Source organism: Photobacterium arenosum (genome assembly GCF_014841115.1).
Taxonomy (GTDB): Bacteria; Pseudomonadota; Gammaproteobacteria; order Enterobacterales; family Vibrionaceae; genus Photobacterium; species Photobacterium arenosum.
This window is the reverse complement of record NZ_JACYTP010000001.1, coordinates 580,190-596,709: the sequence shown is the minus strand read 5'-3', so window position 1 is coordinate 596,709 and position 16,520 is coordinate 580,190. Positions and strand designations below refer to the sequence as shown.

The 16,520-nt window shown below is 48.6% G+C and carries 19 protein-coding genes; 6 read left to right on the top strand and 13 right to left on the bottom strand.

Annotated features, from left to right (window positions below):
• The first annotated feature begins 5 nt into the window (after positions 1-5).
• From IFO68_RS02815 to icmH, 4 genes are read left to right on the top strand one after another with little or no spacing between them, the layout of a single operon-like run.
• Complete coding sequence (locus tag IFO68_RS02815; RefSeq protein WP_192014462.1) at positions 6-1,355, top strand: type VI secretion system-associated FHA domain protein; 1,350 nt, start codon at positions 6-8, stop codon at positions 1,353-1,355.
• Positions 1,348-1,851: a type VI secretion system lipoprotein TssJ gene (gene tssJ, locus IFO68_RS02810; protein ID WP_192014460.1), complete on the top strand. Its 504-nt coding sequence runs from the start codon at positions 1,348-1,350 to the stop codon at positions 1,849-1,851. The genes IFO68_RS02815 and tssJ overlap by 8 nt, the downstream gene beginning before the upstream one ends.
• 9 nt (positions 1,852-1,860) lie before the next feature.
• On the top strand, positions 1,861-3,186 hold the full coding sequence (tssK, locus tag IFO68_RS02805; RefSeq protein WP_192014458.1) for a type VI secretion system baseplate subunit TssK: 1,326 nt from the start codon (positions 1,861-1,863) through the stop codon (positions 3,184-3,186).
• Positions 3,183-3,965: a type IVB secretion system protein IcmH/DotU gene (icmH, locus tag IFO68_RS02800; RefSeq protein WP_192014453.1), complete on the top strand. Its 783-nt coding sequence runs from the start codon at positions 3,183-3,185 to the stop codon at positions 3,963-3,965. Before tssK ends, icmH begins: the two co-directional genes overlap by 4 nt.
• Positions 3,966-4,090: 125 nt before the next feature.
• Here icmH and IFO68_RS02795 read toward each other — a convergent pair whose 3' ends face one another.
• From IFO68_RS02795 to IFO68_RS02760, 8 genes are all read right to left on the bottom strand, one after another.
• Entirely contained in the window at positions 4,091-4,615 is a 525-nt protein-coding gene (locus tag IFO68_RS02795) for a DUF2937 family protein (protein ID WP_192014451.1), read from the bottom strand.
• Between the two features lie 135 nt (positions 4,616-4,750).
• Positions 4,751-5,212 (bottom strand): GNAT family N-acetyltransferase, encoded by a 462-nt coding sequence (locus IFO68_RS02790; protein ID WP_192014449.1) that lies wholly within the window; start codon positions 5,210-5,212, stop codon positions 4,751-4,753.
• A 47-nt stretch (positions 5,213-5,259) separates the two neighbouring features.
• Positions 5,260-5,844, bottom strand: a complete 585-nt coding sequence (locus tag IFO68_RS02785) for a nucleoside deaminase (protein ID WP_192014447.1) — start codon at positions 5,842-5,844, stop codon at positions 5,260-5,262.
• A gap of 162 nt (positions 5,845-6,006) precedes the next feature.
• Positions 6,007-6,393 carry a hypothetical protein gene (locus IFO68_RS02780; RefSeq protein ID WP_192014445.1) on the bottom strand — a complete coding sequence of 129 codons (387 nt, stop codon included), beginning with the start codon at positions 6,391-6,393 and terminating at the stop codon, positions 6,007-6,009.
• A gap of 56 nt (positions 6,394-6,449) precedes the next feature.
• Positions 6,450-6,857, bottom strand: a complete 408-nt coding sequence (locus tag IFO68_RS02775; RefSeq protein ID WP_192014443.1) for a GFA family protein — start codon at positions 6,855-6,857, stop codon at positions 6,450-6,452.
• A gap of 47 nt (positions 6,858-6,904) precedes the next feature.
• A complete protein-coding gene (locus IFO68_RS02770) occupies positions 6,905-7,240 on the bottom strand; it encodes a hypothetical protein (protein ID WP_192014441.1) in 336 nt (111 codons plus the stop codon).
• A 206-nt stretch (positions 7,241-7,446) separates the two neighbouring features.
• Complete coding sequence (locus IFO68_RS02765; protein ID WP_192014439.1) at positions 7,447-7,788, bottom strand: Fis family transcriptional regulator; 342 nt, start codon at positions 7,786-7,788, stop codon at positions 7,447-7,449.
• Between the two features lie 103 nt (positions 7,789-7,891).
• Entirely contained in the window at positions 7,892-8,200 is a 309-nt protein-coding gene (locus IFO68_RS02760; RefSeq protein ID WP_192014437.1) for a DUF1330 domain-containing protein, read from the bottom strand.
• Positions 8,201-8,445: 245 nt separating this feature from the next.
• Between IFO68_RS02760 and IFO68_RS02755 the strand changes: the two genes are divergently transcribed.
• Positions 8,446-9,321, top strand: a complete 876-nt coding sequence (locus tag IFO68_RS02755) for a patatin-like phospholipase family protein (protein WP_192014435.1) — start codon at positions 8,446-8,448, stop codon at positions 9,319-9,321.
• Positions 9,322-9,444: 123 nt separating this feature from the next.
• Positions 9,445-10,272: a sulfurtransferase gene (locus IFO68_RS02750; protein ID WP_192014433.1), complete on the top strand. Its 828-nt coding sequence runs from the start codon at positions 9,445-9,447 to the stop codon at positions 10,270-10,272.
• A gap of 29 nt (positions 10,273-10,301) precedes the next feature.
• On the opposite strand, the gene arsJ is transcribed toward IFO68_RS02750, so the two are convergent.
• The 5 genes from arsJ to IFO68_RS02725 all read right to left on the bottom strand — a co-directional run bounded on the left by arsJ (position 10,302) and on the right by IFO68_RS02725 (position 16,023).
• Positions 10,302-11,537, bottom strand: a complete 1,236-nt coding sequence (arsJ, locus tag IFO68_RS02745) for an organoarsenical effux MFS transporter ArsJ (RefSeq protein WP_192014431.1) — start codon at positions 11,535-11,537, stop codon at positions 10,302-10,304.
• An 81-nt stretch (positions 11,538-11,618) separates the two neighbouring features.
• Entirely contained in the window at positions 11,619-12,116 is a 498-nt protein-coding gene (locus IFO68_RS02740; protein ID WP_192014429.1) for a cyclin-dependent kinase inhibitor 3 family protein, read from the bottom strand.
• A gap of 13 nt (positions 12,117-12,129) precedes the next feature.
• Complete coding sequence (locus tag IFO68_RS02735) at positions 12,130-13,131, bottom strand: ArsJ-associated glyceraldehyde-3-phosphate dehydrogenase (RefSeq protein ID WP_192014427.1); 1,002 nt, start codon at positions 13,129-13,131, stop codon at positions 12,130-12,132.
• 17 nt (positions 13,132-13,148) lie between these two features.
• Positions 13,149-13,490, bottom strand: a complete 342-nt coding sequence (locus tag IFO68_RS02730) for an ArsR/SmtB family transcription factor (protein WP_192014425.1) — start codon at positions 13,488-13,490, stop codon at positions 13,149-13,151.
• Between the two features lie 193 nt (positions 13,491-13,683).
• Entirely contained in the window at positions 13,684-16,023 is a 2,340-nt protein-coding gene (locus IFO68_RS02725) for an Ig-like domain-containing protein (RefSeq protein WP_192014423.1), read from the bottom strand.
• Positions 16,024-16,520: the final 497 nt, after the last annotated feature.

Sequence of the window (16,520 nt, the reverse complement as noted above, 5' to 3'; positions counted from 1 at the left end):
CGTTTATGACGCACAAAACCCTCATTCTCAAAGTGAACAGTGCCCCGGAAGAATATGTCGGGGCAAAGCAAATGGAATTTGACAGTCAGGGCGGAACAATCGGCCGTAGTGCTCAGAGTGTTTTCCATCTTGATGATCATAATAAATATCTATCGGCGACTCATGCCCTGATCACCTGTTATAACGGTGAATATTATCTCAATGATATCAGCACTAATGGTACTTTTATCAATGGTAAGCGTGCGCTGAAAAGTCAGCCGACAGTCCTGCAGGAAGGCGATTCTATTTCGATGGGACGCTATGAATTCAGTGCCGGATTTGAGAATGAGGTGCATCACATTAATCTGGCAGAAGATATTATGCCGGACATGAAAAGCAATGATCCTGTCGACAGTCTAAATCTGATCCTCCCTCCTGAATCTGAAATGTTAGGAGAGGGAACGATAGAAGAGCTGTTCCTGCCCCAAGATGATAAAGCGGATTCTACCGAACCGCTTTCTTATCTTCAGGAAGTGAATGAAGAAGCTGAGTCTCTGATTGAAGATGACGAACCCAAACAGTTTGTTGATTACAGCGCAACACAACGACAAATTCTTGACGACAGTGAGAGCATTCACTCTGAAATGGATGTTCCCAGCCTGATTCCGGAAAACTGGAATGTTGAAGATGGCAGTTTTCCGGCTTCAGAAAAAGCGAAGACCTTTTCATCACCAGGGGATAAATTTACCCCACAAGCTGTGCCTGCCGGGCGTTTAACATCATACACCCAGCCTTCAGTAACAGAAGAACCCACTCAATCCAAATCAGCGGGTGCCATCGCAAAGCGATCTGAAACATCAGATATACAACCGGAACAGGCGTTTTTGCAAGGTTTAGGTATCCCGCCGGAGTTGCAACATCTGTGTGATGAGAACTGGTTTCGTCAAATGGGTCTGAGTTTAAAAGGGTGCCTTGATTCACTGAACGCAGAGCTGCACCGTTCTTTGGTGATGGCTGGTGAATCCGAGGCAGAAAAACCGCATTTACTGGACAGTATGATGTCGCTTTACCAGCAGTCGATACTTGAGCCTTATGAGTTGATAGAACATATCCAGGAAGAGCTGGATGCACACCGCTCCCGATTACTTCAGGCGCGTGAAAGCATTTTCCAGCAACAGTTGGAAGCTTTGTCACCGTCGTCATTTGAAGCCAGGCAAATAACCGGCGGGGGATGGCTGAAAAGCCAAAGGAACTGGAAAGCGTATCAGGCGTACTTTTCGGAACAACAGTCAAATTGGCGGACTGAGGAACAACATAACTTTGATGCAAGCTTAGAATCAAAGTACAGAGAATTGTTACAGGAGCAAAATGCGTAATTACTTTTTGGGATTGATTGCCGCACTGTCACTGTCAGGGTGCGCAGTATGGGAGCAGTTTAAGGACACCACCGGGCTTATCCCTGAAACCGCAGAAGTAGAAGTGCATATTATGACCGATAAGAGCCTGAACTTACGTCCTAACGGGTCATCATCACCGGCCATTCTACGCATCTATGAGCTGTCTTCACCTGTGCTGTTTCGCAGCTTGGATTTCTTTTCATTATTTGAAAACGACAAAGCGGCACTAGGTGATGAATATATTAAGCGGTATGAGTACCAGCTTGAGCCAGACCAGGAACTCACGGAATTTTTGAAACTTCAGCCTGAAACACGTGCCGTCGGATTTGCAGTCGCTTTCCGGGATATTAACGGGACAAGTTGGCGGACTATACACACCATTGAAGAACGGGAGAGTTATTATCTGGACGTGAATCTGGTGAATAATGTGTTGTCTGTCGAGCGTACACAAGGCGTAGAACAGATTTATTTCTAAGGAAGCATTATGTCATTGCATAACCCGGTTGTCTGGCAAGACGGCATGTTCATGAAACCACAGCATTTTCAGCAGTTGGACCGTTTTCACTCTCAGCAAGTGAGTCTGTATACAGCTTTCAGCTCGCCATTAAATTGGGGGATTAGCCGATTAGAAATTAATGCTGAACTGCTGAAAATGGGCAAAATTGGCGTCACGGTTGCGGAAGGGATATTGCAGGACCGTACACCGTTTGCTTTTCCTTCTGAAGCCTTGGCGCCGGCAATGTTGGAAGTGGACACATCGACGGTAGATAAGGTGGTGTATTTATGTTGTCCTTTACCGTCTGAGCAGGGTGAGCTGTATACCAATGCGGGCGACGGAGCGCGCTATCGCCTTCAGGAGCAGCAAGTGGTCGACTGTTTATACGACAGTGAAGATACCACAACCATTCATGTTGGCAGCCTGAATTTCCGTTTGATGCTAGAGACGGAAGACCGTTCGGCTTTCACGTCGATCCCTATTCTGAAAATTTCGGAAGTCAAAAGTGATGGCACTGTATTACTTGATGACAAGTTCATTCCCACTTGCCTTGATATTAAAGCCTCCGCTGTACTGACAAAGTTTGTTACCGAATTTGCTTCTCTGCTAAAACATCGCGCTGAATCGATAGTCAGCCGGCTGGGTGTGGTTGATCAGCAAGGCGTATCCTCGGTGGCAGATTTTATGCTACTGCAGGTGGTGAACAAGCTGGAGCCGGTTTTCTGGCATCTAGCGGGTTTGGAAGGTGTTCATCCTGAAGCGCTGTACCGTGTGTTGCTGCAGGCCGAAGGGGAACTGGCGACATTATGTACCTCATCCCGCCGTCCTGAGACTTTCTCGCCTTATAATCATGGAGATCTAACCGACTGTATGTGGTCTTTGATCAGCCGGAACCGCAACAGCCTGACTGTAATGTCAGAGCAGCGGGCAATCCCGCTGGTGTTGAAAGAGCAAGGCTATGGTGTGCGTGTTGCCAATATTGCTGATCGTGAGATTATCCAGACCACGACCTTTATCCTTGCCGTGAAAGCTGATGTTACACTGGATGTACTTCATACTCGCTTTGTCTCTCAGGTCAAAGTGGGTAGCCTGGAAAATATTCGTGATCTGGTAAACTTCCAGTTACCAGGTATCGCCATTAAAGCAATGCCAGTGGTGCCTCGTCAGCTGCCTTACCATGCCGGCTTTACGTATTTTGAGCTGGATAAGGCGTCTGATGAGTGGAAGGCATTGTCTTCTTCATCCGGCATTGCCATGCATGTGTCCGGCGATTTCCCGAATATTGAATTGCAAATGTGGGCTGTCAGATTATGAGTCAGTTCGATGATGACATAACAGTCGTTCTGTTTCAGCCTGAGCCCGGCCAACCAATGGAGGTTATGCCGGCTCCGGAAGTACCACGCAATATTGCGGTAAAACAGTTGGAAATCAAAAAACTGGGTATTAACCAGTTGGTTGATGAGTTTACCTGGGTACTGGCCTGTCTGACTTGTATTCCATCTATTCCCTGGTTAGATGATCCTACCTTGCTGCGTGAGAAAATCAGCAGGGAGATTCAAGACGCCGAGAAGCGGCTGCTACTCGCAAACACAGACAGAGCATCGCTGCTGGTGATGCGTTATTGTGTCTGTGCCGCTGTTGACGAAGCGGTTTACAGCCAGGAGTGGGGAGAGAAAAGTAATTGGAGTACACACAGCCTGCTTGCTGAGTTTCATAATGAAACGTCAGGTGGTGATAAATTCTATACAATTCTGGACAGGCTCAGACAAGATCCCAAACGTTACAGGCAACTTATTGAATTTTTATACTTTCTGTTGCAGGTTGGTTTTAAGGGGAAATTCGGTCGTGTCGAGCGTGGTAACGAAAAAATCGCTGACATTGCAGAGACCATTTACCAGCTGATAAAAGAAGACAGGCTGCAGGATCAGGAGAAGCTACAGTTAGTGAATTTGAAGGCTGCTGTTATTAGCCGGCCATTGAGGCGTGTGATTTCGCCAAAACTGATCATTGGCTTTACAGCCGCACTACTGGCAGCCATGTATTCAGCGACTTATTGGGTTATAGACTTTAAGTTTAATCAACTGATTGGTTGAGTCGTTAAGTTCATTTTGTTCTCATTAAATGATTCTAGCGCGATGAACTCGCGCTTTTTTGATCTCTATCTGTCCATTTTTTCGGTGCTGAGACACTCTAAACTGGCGTTTTCTGCCACATGTAATCACGATATCACTGACCGTCTGGCGGCGAACTTTGCCCGACGTTTACGCCTGAACAATAAGCTAAAAGGCAGGGTAAGCAGGATATTGGCTGCTAATCCCAGGATGGCACCAAACATCAGACCGTTGAGCGAGAGTGGAATGCCGGGTTTGAAATGGGTGATGGTTTTTTCTAACGAGTCAAAGCGTGCAGGTGTGAACATGTACACTGATTTCTCAATCAGTGACCCTTGTTCAAAAACGACAATGCCGGATTTCAGGTCCTGATAGTGGCTCAGGGTCGCTTGTTTCTGTAAGGCGTCCGCCCTGACACTGGCTTCCTGATTGTTCAGGTGTTGCTCAATCATCGCATGTACATCAGGGTAACCGTATTGTCTGGCGGTGTTTTCGTAGCCCTTGACTTGCCATTGTGTGGCTTCAAATAATCCTGCCAGATATTGCTGATAGTGAGCGGCCAGTAACGGAACCTGAAGCGCCGCGATGAGCATGACGCCAAACAGCAATTTATCAACAATTCTTCCTACCAAGAGACTTTCCTTTTTCGGTTAAAATAGCGCAAAGCGACATCCAGATAACGTAACCTGTTTCAGCCTCGTATGTTATAGCTGATAACCAGGCGGGATTGTTGAAAGTAAAGCGTGCGCTGTGCTCATCGTCACAGGTCAATCTGGGGTAGGTATGTGAGGATTTTTAATCACAAACCCGCGCTCAATACCTGACTGAAATCCGACTTTCTCATAAAGGTGATGCGCCTCTGGCCGGTTTTCCCCTGATAGCAGCATGACTTTATAGCATCCCATGTCCCAGGCGAGTGAGAGGGCTTTCTCGATGACTTTCTGGCTCAGTCCTTGCCGCCTGTATTGGGCCGAAGTAATGACATGCTCGATGATGGCAAAAGGCTGACCCCCGTTTGTCATGGTAGGCACCAGGCCAAGCTGGCAGGTGGATGCCAGCACGCCATCAATATCAGCAACAATGATTTTTGTGTGCGGGCTGTTGAGTAAATCCTGCCAGCATTTCATGGCCTGTGGCTCCGATAATACGGGGTCATGAGGGCGCAGTTCTGCGTAGAGTTCGCATACACCTGCTAAATCGCTGGCCTGGCAGCACCGGATGATGTCCACTGAAGTTCTCCTGTGTCAGAAAGATGATTGATGAGGTTATCTGTCAGCTAGGAGGCACAATGCGAATGCACCGCACACAGTCCTTTCCAGTCTTCAAGATCTTGCTCTGGTTTTTCTTTTCGGAATTGTGCGTAAAGTGCAATGCCTTGTTTATCTTCCAGAATATCGACCTGAATCCCTTTTTCCCGCAGCAAATCTTCGTTTCCTGAGGCATTGGTAATATCGCCGACGACAACCCGCTTGAATCCGCGCATGTACAGGAGCGTCGCGCAGACATCGCAAGGACTCAGGCTGGTAAACAAGGTGGTCTGGCTGAAATCTATCCTGCCTGCATCGCGAATGGCAGAGGTCTCACCGTGGTTGTACGGGTGATCTTCCTGAACCAGCGTATTGTGGCCTTTGCCAACTATTTGTCCGGTTTGGTTATTGATGATCACCGCACCAATCGGACAACCGCCTTCGTCGTAACTTTTTTGCGCCAGCAGAGCAGCAATGTGCATGTAATCAGCATCGGATAATTTGCTTGTGAAGTCATGGCCCATCAATACCGGCAAGCTGGTCGTTGGCATATGGGCAATAGCGCGAAGGGCGGCTTCATTGATGTCTGAATGTGTATCCAGCAGGGGCGTCATAAGGTTCTCTCTGTTCCCGGGAAATCAGTAACAGAAGTATAACGCCTGATTTTGTTGATCATTTTACTTCAGCAGATTGCCATCTGTCATGGCTCACATTCTTGCCCGAAAACAATGCAAATGGTGAAGAAAAAGCCCTCTGCCAGCTTTATCGATTACCCATCAGGCAATCTGTTGCTTGAGTTGATCTGCCTGCTCTGAAAAGATCGCCATGTCGGTTTGTTTATGACCTTTTACAACGCTAATCCACTGAAGCCCGGTTTCGTCAGTATGCTCGAACTCAATCTGCAGTTCATATTTACGTGCAGTGGCTAAAGCGCTCAGCGCGCCAGTGATAAACCCGAACGGCATGAATATCCAAGCGATTCCTGCAGGCTCCATGAGCCCTATGACGCTGGAAACGATCATGCCGATAATAATCACTCTGAACAGATGATCTTTCAGCGTATTTACTTTTACTCTCGCATTTTTAATTCTTGATAATGTGTATTCATCGGCTTTGTAGATGAAATACTGGCGACTGATTGAAAAATCTTGGGCGGAGGCCATAGTCGTTACTTTTCCTGCCTGTATGGTGCTTTCTTTATGGACATTGAAGAGTCCGGTTATTTTCTGCCTGGTTCGTGTGCTTCATACTGGGGCAGATTGATATCCAGGCTATCCCAGCTGGCTTTCGACGTGACAAAGTTATGCGATATGGGTTTTTCGGCGATCTCTGAGTCAATAATGCCGAGCCTGATTCGAATGCGGGCGGGATCTGCCGTATTGGAACTGTATACCGGCGACGCGCAGATACGGCAGAAATGGCGTTGTCTGCCAGACCGTAATGCAAAGTGATTCAGTAATTCCTGCCCCTGGGTAACAGTAAAATCTGATGTATTTACAAACCCGTTTGTGGCAAAAGCAGAGCCTGTCGATTTTCGGCATAAAGAGCAATGACAGTGAATGATATCACTGATTTTGCCAGTAATGGCCAGCTGTACGCCGCCGCATAAACAACTGCCTGTATACATGAAGCACTCCTGGTAGTAGTTATGGCACTTACAGCATCCGCACGAATTTAGGTATTAACGTGCGCGAGGACCGCAATAATGTAAGCACTCAGTATGATGGCCCAGAGTCTGACGAGTGCATGGCTGATCTTCCCTTTCGGGTTTGCTGCACATAGCCATAGTGAACGTACGGCAAATACGCCAAATGCGGAAAGAATAAAAGAAAAGAAGACCGTGTGGATGGCAACATGATTGAAATGCATCACACCCGACTTAACCAGAAAAAGCAGCACCAGGCTTACCCCGATACTGACCAGAAGTGTTAAGACAAGCCCGCCTAAACTGACCAAAACGACGGCTTTCCAGACAGCAATCTGACCGTTCCAGGCTTGTTTAATAAACATCTGTTTCCCGTGCAATGGATGTCAACTCGAATAAAGAACCAATAATTTGGCCGTATTATCCTGATTTACTGCAACTTTTCATGTATTTCGTGCTGTGTGGTTTCAGTTTTGTGCGCTTACGCAACATGTTGCCAATTCAGGTCGGCGCTCTTCCCTGCATGCCACAGCCCTGATATCAGTGCTCGAATAGAGAAACGACTTTCAACTTACCCCAAACGGTGCGCCCATTTGCCCTGGTTCTCTCGTTCGCAATTTTCTTCTGTGTCATACGCGATATGGGCAGACGGCCTGTTCAGGCGGATATCAACTGCTGCCAGTTTTTTGACTATCAAGGCTTCAAGTACAGGCTTTCCCGCAGCATCATAAAAGTGTGACAGATTCACATTGGTATCGAACACACAAACCACTTTCAGGCTGTCAGGAAAGTGTGAGTAATCGACCAGGTGGGTCAGCCACTGAAAGCCGGGGTAAGCCTCCAGCGCATGGTTACACACTTCTGTCAGTAATATTCTGATTTGATTGTCCGTTTTTTTATCGGTCTTACGCATGTTTGTCTCGTTGAGAGCGGCAAGCTTGATGTTTTGCTTACCGCACTGTTTGCCGGAAGGGCGATACGGTAACGTTTTGGACAGCACAATAAAAGTGCCTGTTTCAGTTGTCTGGTTTCTCGTAGCTGGCGATGAGGGTTGTGGCCCGAACTGATGGCGTAAAATAATGCTGCTTTATCGCCATATACTCTTTGTCGTTAAAGAATTGATTTTTCATTTCTTCACTGGGAAAGCAAATAGAGAACACACGGTTGATGGGTGCAGACACCTGTGAAATTAACACCTCAGAGACTTTGAAATCATACCCATAGCTGCCGTTATAGCGGGATAAAATGGGGGTCATTTCGCGTCTGTACTGTGCGTATATTTCATCGTCCGCGACATCAAGCGCGACCAGCATTTCAAAAGACATAGTTACTTCCCTATTCTGTGTTTGTCTGAAATCGTAGAGTAATCCTTCGGGAAAACCTAGCCTGTTGAGTGAAGATTCAGAGTTTGCTCAAGGGATACGTTAATATTTATCCAGAATGTTATCAGGCCAAGCCCTTGCTGTGCTTCCATAGCTTGCTCCTATCTGAACAATCCGTGATTTCAATTACCCAGCCTGAGTAACTTTAGGTACTCTTTATTTAATTTAAATCAGTTGGTTAGCAAATTATGAATAAGAAAGCAGCATTAGTGGTGGAAGGCGGTGCGATGCGCGGTATTTTTGCCAGCGGGGTACTGGATGCTTTTATGGACGATAGCTATAACCCTTTTGATTTGGCCATCGGCGTTTCAGCAGGCGCATCCAACTTATTGGGGTATCTGGCGAATCAGCCTAAACGGAGTTATCGCGTTATCACGCAGTTAGCGACGGATAAACGATTTTACAATCCCGCTCGCTTCCTGAAAGGAGGCAACCTGGTTGATGTGAAGTGGCTGATTGATGAATCATTGCGGCTCTATCCGCTGGATCAGCATAAACTGTTCGGGAAAACCGCACTGATTGCCGCAGCAACCAATGTTAATACTGGCACCGCTGATTATTACAACGTGAGCCCATTAAATGTCAGCGATGTCATGGAAGCGACCAGTGCGCTCCCGATTGCTTATAAAGCGACACCCTGTTTTGCTGGTGGCTGTTATACCGATGGCGGCGTGGCCGACTCGATTCCGGTGCGGGAAGCCTACCGTCGCGGAGCTAGAGACATCACAGTGATTTTGTCACATCCACTGAGCTATCAGATGAAACCGGCAAAATATCCCTGGATGATGAAAAAAGTCTTCGTCCGTCAACCCCAGATCGCCAGTGCTATGATCAAACGTGCTGATAACTATAACGCGTCGCTGGAGTTCATCCGTCAACCGCCGCAAGATGCCATAATCCGGGTCATCGCCCCGCCAGAGAGCTTCAGCGTGAAGCGTTTAACAATGCGAAAATCTACTCTGGATGAAGGTTACAAGATGGGCCTGAAAGAAGGCATGCTGCATATACATCGCCGAAAGTCTCTGAATGGCTCCCATGATGAAAACTGCCAGTTTTGTCTGTGAGAAACTGTTTCCTCACAACAAGGGCTAAAAATTAGTGTAACTGTTATATATTTATCGCCTTTTTCAGCTTGATGATTTCAAATTGAGTGCAAATTACTCAATGCAGGGTTTACCTGAGGGAGAATGATGAACGCGTTAGTTTCAACATATTGGCTGGAAAGGAAGAGCAGATCGCCGGAAGTGGTTATCTTCGATGCCACCATGCAAAGTGTGACTGGCGATAATTCCGACCTAGACACACGGCAGTATATCCCCGGTGCTCTTGTGTTTGATCTTGAGCGGCAGTTTTCTGCTTCTTCTTCGTTGCCTCACACCGCACCGGAATATGAAGCATTTCAGCGAGAAGTCTCCAGACTGGGCATTGAGACGGATTCTGTGATTGTCATTTACGATGCAAAAGGTATCTACTCAGCGCCGCGCGTCTGGTGGCTGTTTAAACTGATGGGGCACGAACAGGTTTATGTGCTGGATGGCGGTTTGCCCAAATGGATCGCAGAAGGCCGGGCTGTCGTTGCTTCTCCCGTCATTCCTGAGAGCGGCAACGGGTGGCAGGGTGAGTATCGCACAGGGTGGATTTCTGACTGGCGAGAACTGGCAGAAAAAGCGGGTCTGCCGAAACATCATATTATTGATGTACGTGCCGCTGGGCGGTTTTCTGGTCAACAGCCAGAACCACGACCAGAGCTGAGAAGCGGGCATATTCCCCATGCGATAAACCTTCCCTTCGCCTCTTTTATTGAAGACGGCCAGTATAAAGACCCAGACAAACTGCAGGCGTTGTTCGCACAACAGCAGGTGTTCGGCGACGAAAAACTGTATTTCAGCTGCGGCTCAGGCGTAACCGCCTGCATTGGATTACTGGCGGCTTATCAGTGCGGGTACAGAAACTTGTCGGTTTATGATGGCTCCTGGGCGGAGTGGGGACAGCGAGCCGACTTACCCGTAGTTTGAAGTCGCCGGCTCGCTGCTGATTATGGTGGTTATGGCACTATCTGGTAAGCCTGAATCTTAGGCAGTTTCAGGGAGATCAGGGTGGTGAGGACCAAAAAGATGAAAGAGACCCACAGGCAGGCGGACAGCCCTGCAATCTGGAAGATCCAGCCTGACAGCACTGTGCCTATCAGTCTACCCATAGCATTGGCCATGTAGTAGAAGCCGACATCCAGTGATACGCCATCGTCTTTGGCATAGCTGACAATCAGATACGAGTGCAGCGACGAGTTAATTGCAAAGATGGCGCCAAAGAGCATCAGTCCACCGACGATCACCAGTTCCGGCTGCCATTGAATCTGCACCCCGTAAGCGATACCTGCGGTAATGATGGCCAGCAGCAGTGCCCAGCGTGTGGCGGCTTGCCCGTCTGGCACTTTACCTTGTGCTTTTCCTGTCAGTTTTGGTGCAAAGCCCTGCACAAAGCCATAAGCCATTACCCAGGCCGCCATGAAGCCACCGACAGCACTGTGATTCCAGCCAAAGACGGAACCGAGATACACAGGCAGCGCAACCACAAACCAGACGTCTCGCGCCCCGAACAGGAACATACGCGCAGCAGAAAGGATATTGACGCTTTCGGATTTGGAGAACATCTCGGCAAATTTGGGCTTATTTTTCGCTTTGCCCATGTCGGCTTTCAGCGTCAGGATACTGCTGACGAATACCAGCGTCAGCACACCCGCCATTGTCAGCACCGCATTCTGGAACCCTATTACGCTGAGTAGCAGACCGCCGAGGAAGAAGCCAGCGCCCTTCAGGGTGTTTTTTGACCCCGTCATCAGCGCAACCCACTGGTACAGAGCACTTTGTTTGTTGTCAGGCACCAGGGTTTTGATCGCGCTCTTGGCACTCATTTTGTTGAGATCTTTGGCGATCCCGGACATTGCCTGTGCGGCCATTACCCAGGGAATCGTCAGCATGGGATTGGGTACAGCCAGCATCAGCAGGGCAACAATTTGCATGCCAAGGCCAATGTTCATGGTTCGGTTCAGACCCAGTCTGGCACCCAGCCAGCCCCCGACCAGGTTGGTGACTACGCCGAAAAATTCATAGAACAGAAAGAGGGAGGCGATGGCGAGGGTGGAGTAACCCAGCTCGTAAAAGTAGAGTACGACTAACATGCGCAACGCGCCGTCAGTGACAGTGAAATTCCAGTAGTTAAAGGTCACCAGCATATACTGGCGAACCGGCTGGCTGAATTGTGAGAAATATTTAGCAAACATAGACACGACACTCGTATTGTTCGCCGTTTCGGCTGCTGGCTGCGATGCAAAACAGACAGGCGCGAAACGGCGAAACACTGTTTATGGTTGTGACGCTACCTGACGGATGTAATCGACCTGTACCGATTTGGTAAAGGCTCCCGGGCGTAACGCCTGGACGTCTTCAATAATGCGTGACAACGGCCAGCCCATTTCCAGCAGCAGGTGCGCGGCGAGTAAACCGGTGCGGCCTGAGCCACCCATACAGTGCAAAGCAATGTTGCCGCCTTCTGCAATAATTTTATGCAATTGCGGGCTGACTGCCTGCCATTGTGCCGCAAATTCGCTATCAGGCGCGGCATCGTCTTCGATCGGGGTATATGCCCACAGCATGCCAGCTTGTTCAACTAACTGGCCCAAGTCAGCAACCTCTTTGTCAGCCATTTCCTGTTTATTGATGGCGGTGACGACAGCGCGTACCCCTTGTGCTTTCAGCTGGGTCAGGCTGTCTGACAGAGCAACGCCTTTGGTGCCGGGGCAGGGAGTCAGTACCAGTGCGCTGGTATCGGTTACGGGTAAAGTCCAGGTTGGATGTGTCATTGTCATTGCTCCCTTAAGCCTGTCCCACTTTACGCACCAGTTCAGCAGTGCGGGTGGCATAACCCATTTCGTTGTCATACCAGGCATAGATTTTCACCATGCGCTTACCCACTACCATGGTTGATAAAGCATCCACTATGGTTGAGCGCTGATCGCCTTTATAGTCGATAGAAACCAGCGGGCGATCTTCGTAACCCAAAATGCCTTGCAGTTCACCCTGTGAAGCCTCTTTCAGCAGTTGGTTGACTTCTTCGGCTGTGGTGTCACGTTTGACGTCGAAAATGATGTCAGTTAAAGACGCGTTTGCCAGCGGGACACGCACTGCATGGCCGTTAATTTTGCCTTTCAGTTCCGGGAAGATCTCCACGATAGCCGAGGCTGAACCTGTGGTGGTAGGGATAAGGCTCATACCGCAGGCACGGGCGCGGCGAAGATCTTTATGCGGTGCATCCAGAATGGTTTGCGTATTGGTTAAATCATGAATGGTGGTAAATGCAGACTGCTCAATACCCAGTTTTTCATGGATCACTTTGACCACAGGCGCAATACAGTTGGTGGTGCAGGACGCTGCCGTGACAATACGGTGCTGCTCAGGATTAAAGATATAATCGTTAACGCCCACCACGATATTGGCGATGCCTTCTTCTTTCACCGGTGCTGACACGACAACACGCTGCACACCCTGCGCCAGATATTGATTCAGGAACTCGGTTTTGCGATGTTTGCCTGTGGCTTCAATCACCACGTCACAACCTGACCAGTCAACGGCATTAATGTCTTTTTCTTGTGTGGTAAGAATGGCTTTGCCATTGATGACAATGTGGCTGCCTTCCGCTTTCACTTCATGGTGCCAGCGTCCCTGCACGGAATCGAATTCCAGCAGGTGAGCCAGCGTTGCGGCATCACCGGCAACATCGTTAATCTGCACAAACTCCAGTTCTGGCCAGTCAAACGCTGCGCGCAGTGCCAGACGGCCAATGCGGCCAAAACCATTGATACCTACTTTGATTGTCATAGTTAACTCTTCCTACATTATTGGCAACAAACGGGTCGTTGTTTCATTACCATGAGTCGTTCACTGTCCTGTTGGTATTCCTGCTCTAAGCAGTTCGAATCCACCAGTCCGTAAATTTGCTTACGCATCCAGCCGGGCAGTTCTTCGGTTAACCGGTAGAACACCCATTGCCCCTGCCGGACATCAACCAATAGCCCGCTGGCGCGCATCACAGCCAGATGGCGAGACATTTTCGGCTGGCTGACCTGCAGTGCTTCGGTCAGCTCGGCCACACACAGACATTGCTCTTTCACGATTAACCGTAAGCAACGCACACGGGTTTCATCTGCCAGCAGTTTAAAAAATTGATGTGGTAGCATGCTTATAACCATATTCGAATTTCCATATATATTAGTCTGCTGAAGTGTTTGGTCAATCCCTGTGACGTCATTGTCATAAAATTTTCATATTGGAAGAAAACGCAGTTGCCGTTCTGAATTGAGTTTGCAATGCCCTGAAGGCAGGAGATGAAGGGAAAGAATGCGGCCCAGTATCAATGGGCCGCATGCAGGCTTAGTGACCTGAAGCAGGCTGCTCGATTGAGCCAATCGTACAAATCGATGCCAGAGGTGGCAATGCTGCCAGACAGTTCACATTGATAGTATTTTCACTGTTGACCATTGTACCGGAGAAATTCACCACTGAGGAAATGCGCTCATTGGTAAGCACACCAGCTTTCAATGTCACTAGACCTTCAGTGTTAACCGTAAGCAATGATGTTTCAGTTGAGTGATAAGTCACCAGGCTGTTATCAATAACTATACGGGTACCGTCGGTATAGTAAGCGTTGGTAGTCACATTAAAGATACTCGAACCGAGTAATTGAATGGCCAGCTCACCCATGTGATCAGATTCCACCCGAACGCGATCCAGTGCAGCCGCGGTTACATTGAGATCTGCGGTGCCTTCGAAGCCTTCATATCGTCCTGAAACTGTCGCAGCACCTTCAGAAATACCTTGCACCATGCCTGAATTGACAGTTGCAACAGCAGTGTTGCTACTGAGCCAACTGACCAAATCTGTCACATCCTGGGTGGATCCATCAGTAAAGGTAGCGACAGCTTGTAACTGTTGATCCAAACCGTTTGCCAGATTGAGTATCGCAGGCGTGATGTTCAGGGAAGTCATGGTTTCTGCTGTTACTGTCAGAGTAACCGAGAGGCTTTGGGTTGCCAGGTATTGAGCCACTATGTTGGTTGCCCCTTGAGACAGTGCTTGAGCACGGCCTTTGGCATCAATGATAGCGACCTGAGTATTGCTACTGGCCCAGCTGACCAGGTTCGTGACATCTTGTGTTGTACCGTCAGAGAAGGTCGCAATGGCATTGAATAACTGAGCTGTACCTTTGGCAATGCTCGTTGTCACTGGTGTAATGCTCAGCTCAGTAAGGAGTGCTGAAGTGACAGTTAATGAGTGCTCGTTGCTTACTGTACCTTGCAGGTGTGCTGAAATCACAGTACTTCCTTCAGCGATCCCCTGAACAAGACCGTCGGTAGAAACAGTTGCTATGCTCGTGTCACCACTGAGCCAGTTGGCCTGCGCGGTGATGTCGACCAGACTGCCATCTGAGAATAACGCCGTGGCTTTTAACTGTTGAGTGGTTCCGTTTGCAATCGTGGTCAGCAGCGGATCAACCGAGATCGATAATACGCTTGCCGCAGAAACAGTAACGCTGGCGTGGTTACTCTCTATACCTTGCAGGTTGGCAGAAATAACGGCAGTACCTTCTGCCAAAGCATGGACTGAGCCAGTAAGCATAACACTGGCGACGGCGGTATCACTGCTGGCCCAGTTCACCAGATTCGTCACATTCTGTGTTGTACCATCAGAGAAAGAAGCAATGGCAGTCAGAGGATGTGATGTGCCTTCCGGCAGGTTGATGTTTCCCGGGGTGATTTGCAAACCGTTCATAACTGCAGGTTTAATGGTAACCAGTATGCCGTCACTGGTTACGTCACCCAGGCTCGCTGAAATCGTCACTGTACCGTTTAACAGGGTAATGAGCAGACCGGTATCTGAGACTGTCGCCAGAAGCAGGTCATCACTATTCCAAGCCACCTGAGCCGTCAGGTTTTGCGTTGTTCCGTCCGTGTAGTGACCAATAACGGTCAGTTGCTGCTCTGTACCGATTGCCAGAGAAAGGCCAGAAGTTGTGATGTCGAGGGAGACCAAAGATGCATCGGTGACTGTCAGATCAGCGCTGTTGCTGGTGATACCATCAAATACACCGGTAATTACCGTATTCCCTGCAGCTTGCGCGATAACCAGTCCGTTGCTGTCAACACTGGCGGTACCTGATGCACTACTGCTCCATACGACCTGATCAGTGACATCCTTTCGGGTCCCGTCATGATAGAAAGCTAATGCGGTGTATTGAACGTGAGTCCCTTTCGCTACCGATGTCACCCCTGGTGTAATTTGGAGCTGGCTGACAGAGTGTTTACCGGACACACGAATTACGATGCCTCCTGCACTTAACTCGCCGACATCACAGGATATCGATGTTTCTCCCGTTGCAACTGCCTGGATAACACCGCTGGTGCTAATTGTCGCTACTGCAGTTTGGCTACTGACGCAGGTTGCCTGAGTCGTGACATCGTGTGCCACACCAGAACTGTTAGTCGCTTTGACCATAAAACTCAGTGAGTGGCCTACTTCTACTGAATCAGCGCTGGGGATAATAGCTAATGTGCTGAAATCATTTTTTCCGTTTTCAACACTGTGTTTGGCCGTTCTGCTTTCCTGACCGGATGTACCGCTTTCATCACCGCCACAGCCGGCTAAGGCGAGTACCAGTGCCATGAGTAAATATCCCAGCCATTTTTTGACGTATTGGCAAATGTCGTTTCGCATTAGATTGCCTTCCTTGTAATTGTGGGTAGTGTCAGTTACTACACGAGGGTTCATAGCACGCGCCCTGGACGATTTCCGGCCAGAGACATCGCTTCCCCAATCGCTTTGTAGCTGACTTTTTCAGGGGGTTTCCCTATTTTTCAATGTGTTGCACAACACTTTTGGCTCTATGTCATGAGAGCTGTCTGTTGCATGTATCCGCTCCGACATCGCGATACAACTGTCACCGCAGAGCAAGAATTCCGGATTCTGGCAGCATTGTTTTTGCCTGGCTGCTCACGACAATCAGTGAACAATCAACTTCATCAATCCTTGAGATAATTACTTTTATGGGTGATTTTTTTATTCAAAGCTGTTTAAAGCCAAATTAGTACAAGGATGATAATCTTGCTAAATTAGTTGCATATATTTTTTGCTTCTTTAGGGGGGCATGTATTCTCATGGGGAATTCTATCGGTGGTAATTTACACTGGTCTGGCTGCTTTTCGCGGGAAGTG